Genomic DNA, 1,914 nt, shown 5'->3' on the forward strand with positions numbered 1-1,914 from the left:
CGCCGCTGCCCGACACGCCGTCACCGCGGCCGATGCCCAATTTCCCGATCACCGACATCCCGGGCCAGAACTCGGGCGGGCCGAACAACGGTGCCTAGCGCCGTGGCAGCAACCGGTGCAGGGCAGCCCAAGTCCGCCCGCAGGTTGTCGATCCAATACGGGACCGACCTCGCCGTGGCGTACGTCATCGGGCTGCTGGATGCGTCGGCCATCTTGATCCCGCTCGGCACTTACATCTCGGTGACCTTCGCCAGGAACGAAGCGGTGACGGTAGTGGTATTGGGCGTATTGGGTGTCGTCGGCGTCGCGGTGGCGGGCATGCTGAACGTCGCTCCCACGTTGCGATGGTTTGTCGCCGGGGAGGAACCCAACCCGGATCAGCAGGACGCCGCAATGAAGCTCGCGCGCCACCAGGCAACCATCCTGTTCGCGGCCTGGGGGGTGACGGGCGGAATCTCGCTGTTGGTGAATCGGTCTGCCGGAACGGCGCTGCTGGTGTCCATACTGCTCGGCATGCTGTTCGGTGGCTCGGCCGCCGCGGGCACCGGTCTGCTGCTCACGCAACGCATCGTGCGGCCGATCATGGGGGCCGCCGCGCGCGGCGGTGAGCCGCGGGTGGCGGTGCCCGGCGTGGCCGCGCGACTGATCATGCTGTGGTTCTTGTGCAGCGCGCTTCCCGTCGGCGTCATCGCCGTTTTCGTCGTCCTGCGCTCCCACGGCTGGCTCTTCCCGAAGTCCGCGTCGCTGGATGTGCCCATCCTGGTGGTGGCGCTGGCCGCCCTGCTCCTCGGGTTGCCCACGATGATCCTGACGTCGAGATCCATTTCGGACCCGCTCAGCGAGGTCGTCGACGCGATGGCCGAGGTTGAGCATGGCCGCATCGGCACCTATGTGGGGGTGTACGAACGCTCCCAAATCGGGCGTCTGCAAGCGGGATTCAACAGGATGGTCGCCGGGCTCGCCGAGCGGGACCGGCTGCGTGACCTGTTCGGGCGTCACGTCGGAGCCGACGTTGCGCAGCGTGCCATCGAAGAAGGCGCGTCGCTGTCGGGTGATGTGGTCGAGGCGGCCGTCCTGTTCATCGACCTGGTTGGCTCGACCCAGCTGGCCGAAAGCCGGCCCCCGCAAGAAGTGGCCAACGTGCTGAACGACTTCTTCCGGATCGTCGTCGACGCCGTCGACCAACATCAGGGGCTGATCAATAAATTCGCGGGCGACGCCGCACTGGCAGTCTTCGGGGCGCCGCTACGGACCGGTGAACCGGCGTCGGCCGCGCTGGCGACGGCTCGCGCGTTGGGCACCCAACTGCGTCGGCTTCCGGTCGTCGACTTCGGCATCGGGGTCTCGGCGGGCCGCGTCTTCGCCGGCAATATCGGTGCCGAAAACCGCTACGAGTACACGGTGATCGGCGATGCCGTCAACGAGGCCGCGCGGCTGGCCGACCTCGCCAAGACCTCCGACCGGCGGATCCTGTGTTCGGCCGCGGCCATAGACCGGGCCGGCGGGGACGAGCGGGCGCACTGGACCGAACGTTATTCCACCGTGCTGCGCGGGCGCTCCGAAGCGACCCACGTCTCGGCGCCCGCGGGCTAGCGACCAAGGGTCGCTAGCAACCGGCGGTGGGCTGCGCGGCGAGGTTCGCGACGGCCGGCAGTGGCCGGCGCGCGGTCAGGACCGCACGCACGAGCATGGCCGGGGTGGTCAGTGTGAGGGGGGAACGGTCGCGCGCGCCGACTGCGAGCACGGCGGCGGCTACTTTCGGGTCGCGAGCGGCGCCCGCGTAGAGCAGCCGCTGCACACTGTTGAGCCGGCGGGTCCGGCTGAAGTGGATGTTCATCATCTGATGCGGCGCCAGACTACGCCGGTGCCGGCGCTGGTAGCGGCGGGCAGCCGCGTCGATGTCGCCTGTGGTTC

Annotated in this window: 2 protein-coding genes and 1 pseudogene; 2 read left to right on the forward strand and 1 reads right to left on the reverse strand. The window is 69.0% G+C overall.

Features of this window, described 5'->3' with window-relative positions; translation table 11 throughout:
• Both AC2VOP_RS08235 and AC2VOP_RS08240 read left to right on the forward strand, forming a co-directional pair.
• A pseudogene (locus AC2VOP_RS08235) lies at positions 1 to 98 on the forward strand (polysaccharide deacetylase family protein); the annotation flags it as partial.
• 46 nt (positions 99 to 144) lie between these two features.
• Positions 145 to 1,593: an adenylate/guanylate cyclase domain-containing protein gene (locus AC2VOP_RS08240; RefSeq protein ID WP_486960510.1), complete on the forward strand. Its 1,449-nt coding sequence runs from the start codon at positions 145 to 147 to the stop codon at positions 1,591 to 1,593.
• A gap of 13 nt (positions 1,594 to 1,606) precedes the next feature.
• Here the strand turns inward: AC2VOP_RS08240 and AC2VOP_RS08245 are convergent.
• A partial coding sequence (locus AC2VOP_RS08245) for a hypothetical protein (protein ID WP_486960509.1) occupies positions 1,607 to 1,914 on the reverse strand: 308 nt, incomplete at its 5' end.

Source organism: Mycobacterium sp. TH-M106 (assembly GCF_057473765.1).